Origin of the sequence: Xanthomonas sp. D-99 (assembly GCF_017746145.1) — a bacterium.
GTDB classification, from domain to species: Bacteria; Pseudomonadota; Gammaproteobacteria; order Xanthomonadales; family Xanthomonadaceae; genus Xanthomonas; species Xanthomonas cissicola.
This window is the reverse complement of record NZ_JAGHWU010000020.1, coordinates 16,045-32,373: the sequence shown is the minus strand read 5'-3', so window position 1 is coordinate 32,373 and position 16,329 is coordinate 16,045. Positions and strand designations below refer to the sequence as shown.

Sequence of the window (16,329 nt, the reverse complement as noted above, 5' to 3'; positions counted from 1 at the left end):
TATCCAACTGAGCTACGGGCGCCTCGTCAGGAGCGGAATTATGCGGATGAGCGACCGGCCCGTCAATCCCTTTGTGAAATTCCAGCGTCGTTGCGGTCGTGGTCAGGGGCGCTACGCAGTGCAGCGACCACGGCCGCAGGCGTTTTCATCCAGGCGAAATGATCGCTGCGTGCGCCCAGTTGCACATCGTCCAATCGCACATGGTGTGGATGTGTTTGCGGCATCTTGTCGAGTAATGCGCGCAGCGCATCTGCTGGGCCCCACGTGTCGCGCGCAAGGGTCACTGCGCGGATCGGCACACGCAGTTGGCCCAGCGCCTGTTCCAGATCCCATGGCGCGCCTGCCGCGCGATAGCGATTGCTGCGGCCGACCTGTGCCCAATCGGCAATCAGGCTGCGTGCTTCGGTGCCGCCAAAACCGAGCTTGCGCCCGTGCAGCACGCCCTGCCTGCGCGCCAGCCACGGCAACAACCGAAACGCCAAGGGCAGGCCGTAACGCATGGGGACGGGAAAATTGCGCCAGTACGGCGAGCCGCTGGCCACCAGCCAGAGCTGGGCGAATTGCACCGGATGCAGCGCGGCATAGCAGCACGCGAGCTGACCGCCAAGGCTGTGCCCACCGACAATGCGCGGCAGCTGCGGGTCGTGGATATCGAGTAGGGCGTGGCTGGCGGCGAGATCGTCTGCAAGCAGCGTGCGATAGCCCCAATCGTGCTCGCGCGACGGGCGCAGCGTGCTGCTGCCATTGCCGCGCCATTCGTGCACATACACCGCAACCCCGGTGGACGCGAGCGCCTGTGCGAAGGGTTGGTAGTGCCGCGCTGCCACGCCCAATGCCGGCAGCCACAGCAGCGTTGTCGTCGGGTGCGGCGGCGCGCAACGGATCATTTGCCAGCGGTGCCCATCTGCAGCGCTGGCGAGCAGGGTATCGGTCTGCACGCTCATGCGCCGGGCGCGGCGCCGAAGTGGTCGAGCACCAGCACATCGCTCTGGCCGGGGCGTTGGCCGATGCGGATGGCGCGGGCAACGTAATCGATCGACGCTTCGCAGGCATTGAGCAGCGACAGGCCCTGGCATAGCTGCGCGGCGATGGCTGCCGACAGGCTGCAGCCGGTGCCGTGCGCATCGACCTGCAGGCGCGGATGCATGAACACGTCCTGGGTCACGCCGTCATCGAAGCGGTCGAGCACGTGTGCGCCTTCGTGCAGATGTCCGCCCTTGAGGAGCACCGCGTTGGCACCCAGGTCGAGCAAGGCGGCGGTGGCATGTTCGGCGGCGTCGGCGCTGTCGATGCGGCGGCCGGTCAGCAACTCGGCTTCGGGCGTATTGGGGGTCACCAGGGTAGTCAGCGGCAGCAAGCGCGTGCGCAGCGCATCCAAGGCCGCATCTTCGAGCAGGCGCGCGCCGCTGGTGGACACCATCACCGGGTCGAGCACCACGAACGGCGGGCGATACCGCTCAAGCAGGTCGGCCACGCAATGAATGATGTCGGCATTGGCCAGCATGCCGAGTTTGACCGCCTGGATCTCGAAATCGGCGAAGCAGGCATCCACCTGCGCATGCAGGAAGGGCAGTGGTGGAAGATGCACGGCGGTGACGGCGCGGGTGTGTTGCGCGGTCAATGCGGTAATCGCCGACAACCCGTGCACGCGGTGCGCGGCAAAGGTCTTGAGGTCGGCCTGGATGCCGGCGCCCCCGCCGGAGTCGGAGCCGGCGATGCTCAATGCAGACAGCGTACTGGGCGTAGTCATGTGGCGATTCTGCACTGCTGGCCGGAGGATGTGCGCATCATCCTGTGCGCCAGCGATGCCATTGCAGGTAGGCGACATAGCCGGCGCCGGTCGATCCGGTGAGGCCGGCGGGCAGGTAGAGCGCGTCGTACTGCCAGCGCTGGAACAGCAAGGTACCGAGGATGCTGCCGCCGAGAAAGCCGCCGATGATCAGCGCGCTCAGCGTGAGGCGGCGCACCTGCAGCGGGCGCCCGCGCAGCAGGTGTCCCAGGCCGATGCCCAGGTCGGTAAACATGCCGCTCAAATGCGTGGTGCGGACCGCGGCGCCGCTGAGGCTGGTCGCCATCGCATTCTGCAGGCCGCAGGCGCCAGCGGCGCACAGGACGCCGCCGACATGATGCAACTTGAACAGCGCAGTCGCGCCCAGCAACAGCAGCGCCTCGATCATCAGCGCAGCGCCGTAGCGCTGTCCAAGCCGCAAGACATCGTCCTCGATGATCAGTCCGCTGAGCATGGCGCCTGCGCAGAAGGCGATGAGGACGCCGCAGAGAAAGCCGATATCCGGTGCGGTGTTTTGCGCCAGGGCAACGCCAAGCAGACTGGTCGTGCCGGTGAGGTGGCTGACCACCTGGTGCTCGGAGCCCAGGTAGCCCACCACATTGACCATGCCGGCCACGGCCGACAATGCCACCGCGCCAATCCAGACCCAGCGCGGCAGCAGGATTCCCATCTCGGGTCAGGGGCTACCGTTGATTGCAATCTGCGAGAACGCGCCGGTCTGCGGGTCGTACAGCGCGCCCCAGAACGTGCTGCCGCCGTCGCAGACCTGGATCGCTTCCCTCGCCGGTTTCACCGGCGGGTCGTTGGGGAGCTTGAAGGCGTTGATGTAGATCAACTGCTGGCCCTGGATCACCACACCCACGTATTGGCGGTCGAACTCCCGCGGCTCGGCAATGGTGGGCGTCAACGCATCCTGCCGCGCTTCGAGCTGTTCGATCTGCTGATGGCTCGGTGCCCAATAGCCGCTGATCTGGCCTGGATGCCGCGCCGGGCTGTCGCGCGAGCAGGTCTGCAACACCTGTTCGGCCACACTCTGCCGGGTGATGATCCAGGACTGTCCGTTCTTGAGATTGGTCGGCACGCTGGATGGCCCCTGCGTGCTGGCGCAACCGGCCAGCGCGATCACGGCGAGCGCCGCCGCGCCGCGATATGCGCGCATCACAACACCTCCGAAGCGAAGTCGGCCAGACGCGAGCGCTCGCCGCGACGCAGCGTGATGTGCGCGCTATGCGGCCACGCCTTGAAGCGATCCACCGCGTAGGTCAGCCCCGAAGTGGTTTCGGTGAGGTAAGGGGTGTCGATCTGTTCGACGTTGCCGAGGCACACGATCTTGGTGCCGGGGCCGGCACGGGTGATCAGCGTCTTCATCTGCTTGGGCGTGAGGTTTTGCGCCTCGTCCAGGATCAGATACCGCGACAGGAAGGTGCGGCCGCGCATGAAGTTCATCGAGCGGATCTTGATGCGACTGGCGAGCAGGTCGTTGGTGGCCGCACGGCCCCACGAGCCGCCTTCCTGGTTGTGCGTGAGCACTTCCAGATTGTCGGTCAGTGCGCCCATCCACGGGGTCATCTTTTCTTCTTCCGTGCCGGGCAGGAAGCCGATGTCTTCGCCCACGCTGACGGTGGCGCGGGTCATGATGATTTGCCGGTAACGCTGCTGGTCCATGGTCTGCGCCAGGCCGGCAGCCAGTGCGAGCAGGGTCTTGCCGGTGCCGGCGGTGCCGAGCAGGGTCACGAAGTCGATTTCCGGGTCCATCAGCGCGTTGAGCGCGAAATTCTGCTCGCGGTTGCGTGCCACGATGCCCCAGACCGCATGCGGCCCGCTGCGGAAATCGTCGACCAGGCACAAGGTGGCCTTGCCGCCGCCCACCTTGGCCACGCGCAGCTCCACTTCATCTTCGCCGGGCAGGTACAGGTATTGGTTCGGATACCAGTCTTCATCCTCGGCCAGGACGATTTCGTAATGGGTGCGGCCGCGCTCGTTCCAGCTGCGCAGATCTTCGTTGTGCTTCTGCCAGAAGTCTTCCCGCAGTTCGATGGCGCCGGTGAACAGCAGGCTGAAATCGTCCAGCGCACGGTCGTTCTGATAGTCCTCGGCGACCAGGCCGCTGATATAGGCCTTGATACGCAGGTTGATGTCCTTGGACACCAGGATGACCGGCACATCCGGGTTTTCTTCGCGCAGCGCCAGCACCGAGGCCAGGATCTTGTTGTCCGGCAGCATTTCGCCGAAGGTGCGGCCCGGATCGATCGGCTTGATCTGGAAAAACAGCCGGCCGATCGCAGCTTGGCCCTTGAGCTGGATGCCCTGCGGATGGCTGAGCAGGATGCCGGCCTGGATCTGCTCGGCGTTGGTGTTTTCCAGCAATTCGTCCAGGAACCGGCTGACCTGGCGTGCATTGCGGCTGACTTCTGAGGTGCCCTTCTTGGCGTTGTCGAGCTCCTCGATCACCTGAATCGGCAGGAACACATCGTGTTCCTCGAACTTGAACAGCGCGGTGGGATCGTGCATCAGCACGTTGGTGTCCAGCACGTAGATGCGCTTGCCTCGGGTCATTGGGTCTTCCAAGTGATGGAGCAGGGGCGAGCCACCACGCCTGCCGGGGCAGGGTGATGGAGGACGCGGGAAGCGAGGGGTGTCACTGTTTGGCGTGCGCCTTCAACGCGGCTAGCACGGCCTCGGCATGGCCGGCCACCTTGACCTTGCGCCATTGCTGCACGATGCGCCCCTCGGGCGAGAGCAGGAAGGTGCTGCGCTCGATGCCGAGCACCTGCTTGCCGTACATGTTCTTTTCCTTGATCACGTCGAAGGCGCGGCATAGCGCTTCATCGCTGTCGCTGATCAACGGGAAGGTGAAGCCTTGCTTGGCGCAGAAGTTGTCGTGCGACTTCACCGAATCGCGCGAAACCCCCAACACCATCGCACCGGCCTTTTTGAACTGCGGCAGCAGCGCGTTGAAGTCCAGGCCTTCGGTGGTGCAGCCGGGCGTGCTGTCCTTCGGGTAGAAGTACAGCACCAGCCATTTGCCGGCATGGTCGCGCAGGGTGGTCTGGGTGCCGCCGGACAGCGCCAGCGGCAGATCGAAGGTTGCAGCGGGTAATTCCAGCACAGCGTAGGTCATCGTTGCTCAGCCCAAAGTGGAGGGGCGTACGGCGCGGTCATGCCGGGCCGACGTCCATCCCATCATAAGCAGCCACATGGAAGCGTTTGGCAAGTGCGTCGAACTGCGCATTGCGCTGATTCAGCGACTCGATGGTGTGGTGTTCCTTCTTGTCCACGTGCAGGAAGTACGACTCTTCATCGTCGCCATCATCTTCGTCGCGTTCGCCGAGGAAGATGTCGATGACGCGATAGCCGTCCTGGGTCAGTTGCTCGGCGAGTTTCTGCAGCGGCTCCTGCGCAGGATCGGCGAAGAAGTATTCCCAACGCAGCGGGCCGTCGAGATTCCAATCGGTCTCGGAGCGGATGTGGTCGAACATCTGTTTTAGCGCAGAGATCGCGATGGCCATTGGTGGGTGCCTTAGAACTTCATCGGGTCCATGATCGCGTCGAGATTGAGGTGATCACAGAATTCCAGGAAATCATCGCGCAAGGCGGCGATGTGCATGTTGGCCGGCACGCCGATCGTCACCTGCGCCGAAAACATCTCCGCGCCGGTCTGCATGGCGCGGTAGCGGGTGCTCTGCAGGTTTTCGATGGTGATGCCCTGGCGGTCGAAGAAATCGGCAAGCTGGAACAGGATGCCCGGCTTGTCGGCGGCGATCACTTCGACGATGTAGGGCAGCAGGTTGGACTGGGTCTGCTTGGGGCCGGTGCGATACCACACCAGCTTGAGACCTTCCTCGCGTTCGAGCCGGGTCAGCATGGCTTCGAGCTTGGCGACCGAATCCCAGGAGCCGGTGGCCAGTGCGGTGACCGAGACGTCGCGTCCCACCGTGGCCAGACGGGCGTCCACGAGATTGCAGCCGCTGTCGGCGATGCGGCGAGTGACGGGCAACAAGGGGGACTCCGGATGCGTCGTGTAGGCGTTGATCAGGAGGTGATTTTCGGTCGGCGAAGGCCGGGGTGTAGAGTCGGTCAAAGGGGCTTCCGGCATTGCATCAGGCTGAATGGCCGCCCGGGCAGGCGCCCTGGCGGTGACCAGCATACTTGCCCGTGGTTTCGCGCCGCAAGTAACATGCAGGCGGTCGCAACCCGCGTGCGCGCGGGCCTTTTCCTGTCACGTAAGAGCAGCAGAATCTTGTCCCTTTCCGGCATCATCACCGCGCTGGCGACCCCCTTCGGTCCCGATGGCGCACTCGACCTGGATGCCTGGCGGCGGCTGCTGGAGCAGCAGTTGCACGGTGGCGTGCAGGGACTCGTGGTTGCTGGCTCCACCGGCGAAGCGGCGGCATTGAGCGACGACGAATACGACACCCTACTGCGCGCTGCCGTGGCGCAGGTGGCCGGCCGGGTGCCGGTGCTGGCCGGCACCGGCTTGTCCGGGACGGCAAAGACCATTGCGCAGACCCGTCGCGCTGCAGCGCTGGGCGCGCAGTACGCGCTGGTGGTGACGCCGCCGTACGTGCGTCCGACCCAGGCCGGCTTGAAGGCACACTTTCTGGCGGTGGCCGAGGAAGGTGGCCTGCCGGTGGTGCTGTACAACGTGCCGGGCCGCACTGGCTGCGACCTGCTGCCGGAGACGGTGGCCGAGCTGGTGGGCCATCCGAACATCGTCGGTATCAAGGAAGCGCGTAGCGAACCCGAGCGCATCGCCGCGTTGGTGGTGTTGCGCAGCGACAGTTTTGTGGTGCTCAGCGGCGACGACGGCAGCGCGGCGCGTGCGATGCTGTCCGGTGCTGCCGGGCTGATCTCGGTCGCCTCCAACGCCTTGCCAGCGGCGTACCGGCGCCTGTGCGATCTGGCCCGCGATGGCCAGCGCGATGCTGCTGCTGCCTGGGACGCGCGGCTGAGCGAATACCACAGCTTCTGCGGAATCGAATCCAATCCCATCCCGGTCAAGGCGCTGCTGCAGCGCGCCGGGATCGGCCACGGCCTGCGCTTGCCGCTGCTGCCTCTTTCTGCGGCGCACCAGCCTGCCGCCGACCGCCTTGCCGCCGACGCCATTGCGTTGGAAGCGCTTTCCAGCCGCGAAATGCTCGCGGCCTGACCCAGGAGATCTATCGATGCGTCATTCCGTTTCCCCCGTCCGCGTGCTGTCGCTCGCGTTGCTGGCGACCGCCACCGTCGCTGCCACGAGCGGTTGCAGCTGGTTTCACAAGGGCGCGCGCGGCGACTATGCGCTGGCCCCGGAAGCCCGCCCGCTGGAAGTGCCGCCGGATCTGAACCTGCCCGACACCTCCGGTGCGATGAAGGTGCCGACGCTGGCTTCGACCACCCAGCAGCAGACCAACACGCCGCCGTCGGCAAGCGCCAATAGCGGGTTTACCGTGCCGGGCGAGCGCGACGAGGTGTTCGGCAAGGTGGGCGCGGCACTGGCCGACATCCCCGGCCTGACCATCGCCAGCAAGGCGCAGATGCTCGGTTCCTATGACGTGAGCTACGAAGGTTCCAGCTTCCTGGTGCGCGTGGTCAAGGTCGACGCCGGCAGTTACGTGTCGGCCGTGGACCCGCGCGGCATGCCGGCCACGGCGGCAGCGCCGGTGGCGGTGATCACTGCGCTCAAGGGCAAGTTGGGCGGCTGAGGCCGGTGCGGTTTGCTGGATGGCAAAAACGGGCGCCTTGGGCGCCCGTTTTGCGTTGGTGCGGAGTTGATGGCAACTGCATTGTGAGGTGCGGCAGCGGTGTGGCTCGGGGCCGCGCCCGGTCGTGCAGCTCAGCGCTGCAACAGCGGCAATTTGTTGGGCTTGCCATCCCATTCGGCGGCATCCGGTGCCGGCTCCTGACGCACGGTCAGCACCGGCCAGGCCTTGGCGAGTTCGGCGTTGAGTGCCACGAAGGCTTCCTGGCCCGCTGGCACGTCGTCTTCGGGATAGATCGCGTTGGCCGGGCATTCCGGCTCGCATAAGGTGCAGTCGATGCACTCATCCGGGTCGATGACCAAGAAGTTCGGCCCGACGTGAAAGCAATCCACCGGACAAACCTCGACGCAGTCGGTGTATTTGCACTTGATGCAGTTTTCGGTGACAACAAAAGGCATGGCGGAATCCGGCGTTTAGCCTTCTAATTCTAAAGCAGTCGCGTGATGGGTGTGGAGTTGTCGGCGTTTTGCTGCTGGCCGGTCAGGCCAGCCCGCGCTGCCTGGCCAGCGCGAACAACCCTGCCGCAGCCAGATCCTCCGGATGCATCCGGCTTTCGACGCCCAGGTGCTGCAACGCCAATGCGTAGCGTTGCGCCAGTGCAGGGCTGCCGACCAGATGCACGATGGCGTGACCGCCGCGGTGCTCGCGCAGTTCGTGGCCGATCAGCACGCCCGAGAGGTAGGACGGCAGCGCCGCGGAGGACAGGCGTTCGAACAGGCCGAGCGTGCGGGTGCCGAACAGGTGGTGGCTGAGGCCGCCAGGGTCGTTGCTGCGGTCGACACCTTGCACGAATGCGGCAGCGTCCAGCTCGGCATGGTCGTCATCCATCAGCTTGCCCAGGATGCTGTGCCGACGCAGCACGGCGTACAACTCACCGGTCATGACCGTGGCGAAACCTGTGAGCTGTCCGTTGGCGATCCGCGCCCACTTGCTGTGCGTGCCGGGCAGGCAGGCCACGTGCTCGCCGTCACCGAGTGCGGCGATCAGCCCAACCAGTTGGGTTTCTTCGCCGCGCATCACATCGGGCACGCCGGTCTGTTCGCCAGTGCTGACGCCGGGCACGAACCACAGCGCGCGGCCCGGCAACAGCGCGTCGTAGCAGCGCATCGCCTGGGCGAGCGCTGCGGTGTCGGCCGGGCAGGGCAGGTAGGGTTGCTCGACCCAGCCATTGCGGCTGCCGATCATGCCCGAGAGCAGCAGCGGGCCGTCCCAGCCATCGATCAGGCCAGCCAGCACGTCGTCGAAGCGGCCCTGGCAGGTGAGGATGCCGTCGCTGCCGCGGCGCTGCGCACGCACCTTGCCGTCGGCATCGAGCAGATAGCCGCGCAGGCTGCTGGTGCCCCAATCGATGGCGATCACGCGCTCGCCACCCGGTTTTCGGGCAGGCCGGCGATGGCGAGGTCGCAGACGAACAGGCTGCCGGCCTCGGGCATGCGGGCCAGCTCGTCGGCGCTGTGGTCCAGACGCGAGGAGATCACGTGCAGTCTATCCAGCGCTGCACCGCCGAAGGCGCTGCAGGTGGGGTGCTTGATCGGCAGCTGCACGACGCGCTCCGCGCTGCCATCTGGGCGATAACGCACCACGCGCGACGCACGCCATTGCGCATTCCACAGGTGACCTTCGCTGTCGATGATCGAGCCGTCCGGCTCGGCGTCATCGCGGTCCAGGCTGGTGAACACGCGCGTGTTGGTGGTCTGTGCAGTCTCCGGGTCGTAATCGCAGCACAGGATCTGCGGGCGCACCGAATCGCAGTAATACATGGTGCGGCCGTCGAGGCTGAAGCAGATCGAATTGGGAATGGACACGCCCGGCAGCGGAAGGGCGCGCAAGCCGTGCTTCAGCGAAAATTGGTAGAACGCACCGCGTGCGGCCTTGCTGTCGTGCTCGTCCATGGTGCCGAACACCAGATTGCCATGCCGGTCGACGCGGCCATCGTTGCTGCGCGTAAGCGGATTGTCCGCTTCCACGTCCGCCAGTTTTTCGAAGGGCAGCACGTCGGCTTCGATGGTGTCCGGATCGACAATGCCGATCGCCTTGGCCAGCGCGATTAGTACGCGGCCATCGTCCATCAAGCCGATGCAGCCGGGGCGGTCGGGCAATGTCCAGTAGCGCGACTGCGCACTGGCCGGGTGGTGCCGCCACAGGCGTTTTTCGCTGATGTCGACCCAGTACAGCGCCTGGCGCTGCTCGCACCACAGCACGCCTTCGCCATGCGTGCAGCGGCTGTCGACCGCCAGCACGGCGGTGTGTTCGGGCGTGCTCACCATTCGGCGATGCTGCCATCGCTGTGGCGCCATACCGGGTTGCGCCAGTCGGGCGGGTTTTCGTTTGCGCGCTTGAGCATCTCTTCGTCGATCTCCACACCGAGTCCGGGTTTGGGCAGTGCGGCAATGCTGCCATCCACGCAGTGAAAATCGTCTTTGTTGACGACGTAATCGAGCAGATCCGCACCTTCGTTGTAGTGGATGCCGATGCTCTGTTCCTGCAGCATGGCATTGTGCGAAACGAAGTCCACGTGCAGGCACGCGGCGAGTGCGATCGGGCCGAGCGGGCAGTGCGGGGCGAAGCCGACCTCGTAGGCTTCGGCCATCGCGGCGATCTTGACGCATTCGGTGATGCCGCCAGCATGCGACAGGTCCGGTTGCACCATGCCGATGCCGCCGGCGCACAGCACGTTCTTGAATTCGAAGCGCGAGAACATGCGTTCGCCGGCGGCGAGCGGAATCGAAGTGCTTGCGGCCAGGCGCGGGTAATACTCGGCCTGTTCGGCCAGCACCGGCTCCTCGACGAACAGGGGCTTGAACGGTTCGAGCTCGCGCAGCAACGCCTTGGCCATCGGCGCGCCGACGCGGCCATGGAAATCGATGCCGAAGTCGATGCTGTTGCCGAAGGCTTCGCGAATTTCCGCCACCTTGACCACCGCCGCATCGACTGCGCGCGCGCTGTCGATCAGCTTCATTTCTTCGGTACCGTTGAACTTGAAGGTGTCAAAGCCCAGCGCGCGGTAGTCGGTGATCTGCTGGATGATCGCGCCCGGGCGGTCGCCGCCGACCCAGCGATAGGTCTTCATGCGGTCGCGCACCAGCCCGCCCAGCAATTCGTACACCGGCACGCCCAGCGCCTTGCCCTTGATGTCCCACAGCGCCTGGTCGATACCGGCGATGGCGCTCATCAGGATGGCGCCGCCGCGATAAAATCCTGCGCGGTACAGGGTTTGCCACAGGTCGTTGATGCGCGCCGGATCCTTGCCCACGACATAGCCGGCCAGTTCGTGCACGGCGGCCTCCACCGAACGCGCGCGGCCTTCGATGACCGGCTCTCCCCAGCCGGTGATGCCCTCGTCGGTCTCGACCTTGAGGAACAGCCAGCGCGGTGCGGCGTGGTAGGTGGTGAGGCGGGTGATCTTCATCCTTGCAGTTCCTGGTAGGCCTGCACAAAGGCGCGTGCATGCGTCTGGGTTGTTTCGAGCGATTGGCCGGGTCTGTACAGTTCGCCACCGATGCCGGCGCCAGCGGCGCCCTGGGCAATGAAGCCGGCCAGGGTCTGCGGGCTGACGCCGCCCACCACATAGACCGGGATGTGCGTGGGCAGCACCGAGCGCAACGCGCGCACATGCGCGGCGCCATAGGTCGCTGCCGGGAACAGCTTGAGGATGGTTGCGCCGGCGTCGATGGCGTCGAACGCCTCGCTGGCAGTGGCGAAACCGGCCACCACGGTCAGGCCGCGCGACACCGCATGACGGATCAGCGATGGCCGCGTGTTCGGCGTAACGATGAAGCGCGCACCGATCCCGGCCAGGGTGTCGACGTCTTCGTTGCGCAACACCGTGCCGGCACCGATCCAGGCGCGCGCGCCGAAGGTCTGCTGCGCCAGCGCGATGCTCTGCTCCCAGCGCGGCGAATTGAGCGGGATCTCGATCGCATCGAAACCGGCGTCGATCAGTGCGCCGACATGGTCGAGCGTCTCTTCCGGCGTGATGCCGCGCAGGATGGCGACCAGGGGCAGGACGAACGGGCTGGCGGTGGTATCTGAAGTCATGCGGTTACTCGCGGTAGAGCGGAAAGCGGCGGTTGGCGGCCGGGGGGCCGGCAACGTCGGGGGAGGCTGCGCGACTGCGTGTCGTGGCATGGCGGCCGACGCGCAGCGTGGGAGGAGGACGCGTGGCGAACAAGGCGATGAATTGCACCCCTGAGGGAGCGTCACCTGGACACGCATGCGCCGTTTTACGGCCTGCAATCGGCGGGCATGATGCCGTCATCGTTGTCCACCTCCGCGTATAGGGCGTGCGTGTTGCCGCCCGAGGACGGACAGGTCACGTCTGTTCTGACCGCGCCCGGGAGGTAGGGGCTCCTGCTGCGGCGTTCGATAGCCTCGCGCGGGGAGATATGTGCTGCAAATGAAATTTTCGGCATATTCTATTCCTCCGACGAATACACGGTCGCAACCGCACGCTATGGCAAATTCCGGTACTCCCTGGTTCAACGCAGCCCGGCTCAAGACGCGCCAGCTCCTGCTGCTGCTGCATTTGCACGAACAGCGCTCGGTGTTGCGCGCGGCTGAGGCCGCTAGCATGACGCAACCGGCCGCGTCCAAGTTGCTGGCAGAAATGGAAGACATGCTGGGGGTGAAATTATTCGAGCGGCATGCCCGTGGCGTGGAGCCCACCTGGTATGGCCACGTGCTGATCCGGCGCGCACGCGCGGCGATGTCGGAGATTGGGCGGGCGCAGGAAGAAATCGCCGCGCTGCGCGCCGGCCGCATGGGCCAGGCTTCGATCGGTACGGTGGTCAATCCGGGCACCAACCTGGTGCCGCAGGCCATCGCCGAGGTCAAGCGCGAGTTTCCGGACATCCTGGTGCGTGTGGAAATGGACTACAGCCGTCCGCTGGTGGCCAAGTTGCTGGACGGGCAGCTCGACATCGTGATCGGGCGCATTCTCGGCCCGGAAGGGGTAGGCGAGCTGGAGTTCGAGCCGCTGGCCGACGAGCCGCATTCGGTGATCGCGCGTGCCGGCCATCCGCTGGCCAGCCGCGCCGGCCTGCAGCACGCCGATCTGGTACGGCACGGCTGGATTCTGCCGCCGGCCGACAGCGTGTTGCGTGCGCGCCTGGATTCGATGTTCATGGAGCACGGCGTGCAGACGCCGACCAATGCCATCGAAACCTCGTCGCTGCCGGTCACCTCGACCCTGCTGCGCGGCACCGACATGCTGACCGCCCTGCCGGTGGAATCGGTGGCGCCGTTGATCCAGGCGAAATTGCTCACCGTGCTGCCGATCGAACTGGGCGTGCGGATGGAATCGTTCGGCATCATCCGTCGACGCGATTACATCCTGCCGCCCGGTGCCGAGCGCATCTTGCAGGCGTTGCGCACCACTGCCCGACGTCTGTATCCCGCGCTGCGCGTGCCGGACTCCCTTGCCTGACCAGTGCGTTCATCGCTATTCCGCGGTGGAATAGCAGCCTGTGAAATTTTCATTGGCTGGCGCTGCGCGGTGCGCCTATACGTGTGAACCAGATCGCACGCTGAAGCGCACGTAACGTCGGGCCCGCGATCGGCGGCCAAGCCGCCTGCTGGAGGGAATTGACGGGCGACATCGCCCGTTTTTTGCGTGATTACGCCGCGCGTCTGCGCTGCGACAACCGGTTTCAATCGTCTTGCGTCCTGGGAGGGATTCAGATGTACCAGTATTCCAGCCATGCCTCGGCAGGCACGGGCGTGCTCGCCCGTCGTTTGCCTTCGTTGCGCCGTTCCGCCATGGCCATCAGCATCGGGCTCTTGCTCGCTGCGCCGGTCTATGCGCAGCAGGCGCAGTCGTCCCAGAACGCCTCCTCGAGCACTGCGAGCAAGGCTACCGACCTGGATGCAGTGGAAGTGCGCGGTGTGCGCGCCAGCCTGATCAAGTCGCAGTCGATCAAGCACGATGCCGAACAGATCGTCGATTCGGTCAGCGCCGAGGATATCGGTGCGCTGCCTGACCGCAGTGTCACCGAAACCCTGCAACGGGTGAGCGGCGTGACCATCGATCACTTCATGGCGCGTAACGATCCGGACCACTTTTCTGCCGAAGGCAGCGGCGTGATGATTCGCGGCATGACCCAGGTGCGCGGCGAGCTCAATGGCCGCGACAGCTTCAGCGCGGCCAGCGGCCGTGGTCTGAGCTTCGAGGATGTGCCGGCCGAACTGATGGCGGGCGTGGACGTCTACAAGAACCCCTCGGCCGAGATCATCGAAGGCGGTCTGGGCGGCACGGTCAACCTGCGCACGCGCATGCCGTTCGACCAGCCAGGCCGGATCATCGGTGCGACCGCCGACGTGAACTACGGCGATTTCAGCAAGACCTACAAACCATCGGGCTCGTTTCTCTTCAGCGATCGCTGGAATACCGGCCTCGGCGAGATGGGCTCGATGGTGGATGTGGCGCATTCGGAACTGGCCACGCGCAGCGATGGCATCCAGGTCGAGCCGTTCGTGCGCCGCACCGATGCGGCGCTGCTGGAAGGCACCAACTTCGACCAGGTCTACGTGCCCGGCGGCGTCAATTGGCGGCAGCTCGATTTCGAGCGCAAGCGCAACGGCGTGGCCGGCGCGTTCCAGTGGCGGCCCAGCGACGACACGGAGATTTATGTGCAATACATGCGCTCCAGTTACGACATGAACTGGCAGGAGCGCGCGGCGTTCTTCAACGACGACACCAACGCGATTGGCCCGGCGCCCGGGACGCAGTTTACCTACGATGCCGACGGCCGCTTCGTCAGTGGCTCGCCGGCATCCAGTTCCTGGCGCGGCAACGTCACCGGCAACGATGGCGTGCGCTTCTACACCAATAACCGCTATGCGCAGCAGAGCACGACCACCTCGGATTTGTCCGGCGGCTTTACCCACAAGCTCACCAGCAACCTCACCGTGCGCGGCGATATGCAGCTGGTGCGCTCGGAGAGCGATTCGCTGGACTTCACCCTGTTCGATTCGATCTACCTGCCGGGCCTGACCTTCGATCTGAGCGGCAAATATCCATCGGTCGCGATTGCCGACACCACTTACACCAGCAACCCCTCCAACTATTTCTGGAGTGCGGCCATGGACCATCTGGCGAAGAATCGCGGCCGCGAGCTGGCCACGCGCTTCGACCTGGAATACGCATTCGACGACAGTGCCTGGCTGCGCACCTTCCGTGCCGGCATCCGCGCCACCGACCGCACCCAGATCAACAAGAACTCCGGCTACAACTGGGGTGTGATCAGCGATAACTGGGCGCAGATTCCCGGGACCGCCAATGGGACCGGACTGGCCGATCTGGCCACCTACATGACCGGCACCTCGCAGCTGTATTCGTATTCCAATCTGTTCCGCGGCAAGATCGATGTGCCCAATCGTCTGTATTTTCCGAGCAACGCCGCAGTCAAGGACTACGCCGGTACCTCGAAGATGATCGAGCAGATCGTGGCGCTGCGCGGATCGGGCTGGGCGCCGGACCAATACCAGCTGCAGGACATCAATCGCCAGTTCGAACGCACCCAGGCCGCCTACGCGGTGATGTACTTCGGCAACGACGAAGCATTGGGCGTGCCGGTGGACGGCAATATCGGCGTGCGCATCGTGCAGACCAAGACCGAGGCCAATGGCTACGGCCAGTTCCCGGACCTGTCGGGAAGCGCGGGTTCGGAAGCGCTGCGAGAGCAGTACACCGGGCAGTACTTCGCCAACAATGCCAAGGGCAGCTACACCAACGTGCTGCCGAGCTTCAACATGCGCTTCAAGTTCTCCGACGCGCTGCAGTGGCGTATCGCCGCCTCCAAGGCGATGGCGCGCCCGGACTACACGCAGTTGCAGCCATACCTGCTGCTCGCGGCAAACACCGAGTCCAATGGCACTGTTTCCAGGTGGACCGGTACTGCCGGCAATCCGAATCTGCAGCCGATGAAAGCCAATCAGTACGACACCGCACTGGAGTGGTACTTCGACACCAGCGACATGATGTACCTGACGCTGTTCTACAAGAGCGTCAAGGATTACTTCTCCAACCAGACCGTCACCGAAAGCTACGGTGGGCAGGACTGGCTGGTGACGCGTCCGTACAACATGGACAAGGGGCGCATCCGCGGCTTCGAATATGGCTACACGCAGTTCTTCGACTCTTGGCCGGGTTGGCTGAGCGGGTTCGGCGTCAATGCCAACTTCACCTTCGTCGACAGCAGCGGCGGCGTGAACACCGCCACCGACCCGTACACCCAGACCACCGTCACCGGTGTGAGCCTGCCGCTGGAAGGCCTGTCGCGGCGCAGTTACAACCTGGCCGGCATTTATGAGAAAGGACCGCTTTCGTTGCGCCTGGCCTACAACTGGCGTTCGCGTTACCTGCTCACCGCCAGCGACGTGTCGACCAAGTTGCCGACCTGGTCGGACGACTACGGCCAGCTCGACGCCTCGGCGTTCTACCGCTTCAACCCGCATGTCCAGCTCGGCGTGCAGGCCAACAATCTGACCAACACGGTGACCAAGGTCTTGATGGGGCCGACGTCCTACACGGGCGGCGAGGTCGACTACCACCTGTATACGCGCAGCTGGTTCGTCAACGACCGGCGTTACTCGCTGGTGCTGCGCATGAACTGGTAAGTGCAGGCGATCACGCGGGCAGCGTGCGCGGGCTCTCAGAGTTGAGCCCGCCACGTGCCAGCCCGCGCCGTGACCCTGCGATGCCAGAGTTGCCGGGTTTTCCAGGGTTGTTATAGGTTTAGCGAATACCTTTCCAGGAATATTTCATTGGTCTGGCATGACGGCCGCGCCCTATGCTCCGGC

At 64.9% G+C, this 16,329-nt stretch carries 17 protein-coding genes; 4 read left to right on the top strand and 13 right to left on the bottom strand.

Translation table 11 applies throughout. The features are described from left to right. Positions 1 to 62: 62 nt before the first annotated feature. The 8 genes from J7360_RS09415 to J7360_RS09380 all read right to left on the bottom strand — a co-directional run bounded on the left by J7360_RS09415 (position 63) and on the right by J7360_RS09380 (position 5,936). Complete coding sequence (locus J7360_RS09415; RefSeq protein WP_209033736.1) at positions 63 to 944, bottom strand: alpha/beta fold hydrolase; 882 nt, start codon at positions 942 to 944, stop codon at positions 63 to 65. Beyond that, a complete protein-coding gene (gene thiD / locus J7360_RS09410) occupies positions 941 to 1,750 on the bottom strand; it encodes a bifunctional hydroxymethylpyrimidine kinase/phosphomethylpyrimidine kinase (protein ID WP_057659784.1) in 810 nt (269 codons plus the stop codon). Before thiD ends, J7360_RS09415 begins: the two co-directional genes overlap by 4 nt. A gap of 37 nt (positions 1,751 to 1,787) precedes the next feature. Then, on the bottom strand, positions 1,788 to 2,459 hold the full coding sequence (locus tag J7360_RS09405; RefSeq protein ID WP_057659786.1) for a YoaK family protein: 672 nt from the start codon (positions 2,457 to 2,459) through the stop codon (positions 1,788 to 1,790). A 6-nt stretch (positions 2,460 to 2,465) separates the two neighbouring features. Continuing rightward, positions 2,466 to 2,948: a hypothetical protein gene (locus J7360_RS09400; RefSeq protein ID WP_057659788.1), complete on the bottom strand. Its 483-nt coding sequence runs from the start codon at positions 2,946 to 2,948 to the stop codon at positions 2,466 to 2,468. Next, entirely contained in the window at positions 2,948 to 4,345 is a 1,398-nt protein-coding gene (locus J7360_RS09395) for a PhoH family protein (RefSeq protein ID WP_057659790.1), read from the bottom strand. The genes J7360_RS09400 and J7360_RS09395 overlap by 1 nt, the downstream gene beginning before the upstream one ends. 82 nt (positions 4,346 to 4,427) lie before the next feature. Further along, positions 4,428 to 4,910, bottom strand: coding sequence for a peroxiredoxin (locus J7360_RS09390; protein ID WP_057659792.1), 483 nt, complete (start codon positions 4,908 to 4,910; stop codon positions 4,428 to 4,430). A 37-nt stretch (positions 4,911 to 4,947) separates the two neighbouring features. Continuing rightward, complete coding sequence (locus J7360_RS09385) at positions 4,948 to 5,298, bottom strand: ribonuclease E inhibitor RraB (protein WP_003481909.1); 351 nt, start codon at positions 5,296 to 5,298, stop codon at positions 4,948 to 4,950. Positions 5,299 to 5,309: 11 nt separating this feature from the next. Further along, positions 5,310 to 5,936 carry a glycine cleavage system protein R gene (locus J7360_RS09380; protein ID WP_002813792.1) on the bottom strand — a complete coding sequence of 209 codons (627 nt, stop codon included), beginning with the start codon at positions 5,934 to 5,936 and terminating at the stop codon, positions 5,310 to 5,312. 93 nt (positions 5,937 to 6,029) lie between these two features. Between J7360_RS09380 and dapA the strand changes: the two genes are divergently transcribed. Continuing rightward, positions 6,030 to 6,938, top strand: coding sequence for a 4-hydroxy-tetrahydrodipicolinate synthase (gene dapA, locus J7360_RS09375; protein ID WP_057659820.1), 909 nt, complete (start codon positions 6,030 to 6,032; stop codon positions 6,936 to 6,938). Positions 6,939 to 6,954: 16 nt separating this feature from the next. Next, positions 6,955 to 7,473, top strand: coding sequence for a hypothetical protein (locus J7360_RS09370; protein WP_007966746.1), 519 nt, complete (start codon positions 6,955 to 6,957; stop codon positions 7,471 to 7,473). 131 nt (positions 7,474 to 7,604) lie between these two features. Here the strand turns inward: J7360_RS09370 and fdxA are convergent, their stop codons facing one another. From fdxA to J7360_RS09345, 5 genes are all read right to left on the bottom strand, one after another. After that, positions 7,605 to 7,928, bottom strand: a complete 324-nt coding sequence (gene fdxA, locus J7360_RS09365) for a ferredoxin FdxA (RefSeq protein WP_003481917.1) — start codon at positions 7,926 to 7,928, stop codon at positions 7,605 to 7,607. Positions 7,929 to 8,010: 82 nt separating this feature from the next. Further along, entirely contained in the window at positions 8,011 to 8,889 is an 879-nt protein-coding gene (locus J7360_RS09360) for a 2-dehydro-3-deoxygalactonokinase (RefSeq protein ID WP_007973033.1), read from the bottom strand. Further along, positions 8,886 to 9,797, bottom strand: coding sequence for an SMP-30/gluconolactonase/LRE family protein (locus tag J7360_RS09355; protein WP_007966743.1), 912 nt, complete (start codon positions 9,795 to 9,797; stop codon positions 8,886 to 8,888). Before J7360_RS09355 ends, J7360_RS09360 begins: the two co-directional genes overlap by 4 nt. Continuing rightward, positions 9,791 to 10,939, bottom strand: coding sequence for a galactonate dehydratase (dgoD, locus tag J7360_RS09350; protein ID WP_057659796.1), 1,149 nt, complete (start codon positions 10,937 to 10,939; stop codon positions 9,791 to 9,793). Before dgoD ends, J7360_RS09355 begins: the two co-directional genes overlap by 7 nt. Beyond that, the gene (locus tag J7360_RS09345) at positions 10,936 to 11,568 is read right to left on the bottom strand and encodes a 2-dehydro-3-deoxy-6-phosphogalactonate aldolase (RefSeq protein WP_057659798.1); all 633 of its coding nucleotides are present in this window, start codon (positions 11,566 to 11,568) and stop codon (positions 10,936 to 10,938) included. Before J7360_RS09345 ends, dgoD begins: the two co-directional genes overlap by 4 nt. Positions 11,569 to 11,983: 415 nt before the next feature. Between J7360_RS09345 and J7360_RS09340 the strand changes: the two genes are divergently transcribed. Next, positions 11,984 to 12,955, top strand: coding sequence for a LysR family transcriptional regulator (locus tag J7360_RS09340; RefSeq protein WP_007966740.1), 972 nt, complete (start codon positions 11,984 to 11,986; stop codon positions 12,953 to 12,955). A 254-nt stretch (positions 12,956 to 13,209) separates the two neighbouring features. Further along, positions 13,210 to 16,146 carry a TonB-dependent receptor gene (locus tag J7360_RS09335; RefSeq protein ID WP_057659800.1) on the top strand — a complete coding sequence of 979 codons (2,937 nt, stop codon included), beginning with the start codon at positions 13,210 to 13,212 and terminating at the stop codon, positions 16,144 to 16,146. Positions 16,147 to 16,329 lie beyond the last annotated feature (183 nt).